The organism is Pseudoflavonifractor sp. MCC625 (assembly GCF_018784545.1).
Taxonomy (GTDB): Bacteria; Bacillota; Clostridia; order Oscillospirales; family Oscillospiraceae; genus Pseudoflavonifractor_A; species Pseudoflavonifractor_A gallinarum.
The window spans coordinates 1-725 of sequence record NZ_WQOJ01000055.1; the positions used below are offsets into that span (position 1 = coordinate 1).

The following is a 725-nucleotide window of genomic DNA, read 5'->3' on the forward strand; positions in this document are numbered from 1 at the left end:
TGCTTATTCTCCACCGTCTGCCAGAGGTATGCGTCAAAGGTTCCTTCGGTCACATAGCGGTACACATGGACAAGAGGATTCTGGTTACCCTGGCGCTCGATACGGCCCTTGCGCTGGGCAAGGTCTCCCGGTCTCCACGGACAGTCCAGGTCATGAAGTGCCACCAGACGGTCCTGCACATTGGTGCCTGCGCCCATCTTGGCGGTGCTGCCCAAAAGGACACGAACCTGACCGGTACGGACTTTAGAGAACAGCTCCTTTTTCCGCACTTCGGTATTGGCTTCATGGATAAAAGCGATCTGGTCGGCAGGCATCCCCTGAGCAATGAGTTTCTGACGAATATCGTCATATACCGTAAAGGTCGGTTCCTGTTCCGGCAGAGGCACAGCGCCTTCCAATGCGTGAAGCAGTGGATTATCCAGCGTTTTCGCCGCCTTGCTTGCAGGAGCTTTGGCCTGCGGTGTAGAAATGTCGCAGAACACCAGCTGGGTCAGCTTGTCAGCTTTGCCGTCCCGCCAGATCTGCATGATGTTGTCCACACACTGATTGACCTTTGTGCCAGGTTCGTCCGGCAGCATCTGGTTGACGATCCTCTGGTCAAGCCCCAACTTACGGCCATCCGAGGTAATCTTGAGCATGTTATCCTGGGACGGGTCAACAGTTCCGCTGTGTACCAGCGATGCACGCTCCGAAAGAGCTTTGACCATTTCCTGCTGATGTTCGGT

At 55.2% G+C, this 725-nt stretch carries 1 protein-coding gene; it reads right to left on the reverse strand.

Annotated features, from left to right (window positions below; all coding sequences use genetic code 11):
• Positions 1–725 (reverse strand): helicase C-terminal domain-containing protein (locus GPK94_RS15820; RefSeq protein WP_215656263.1); only part of this gene is annotated, 725 nt, incomplete at both ends.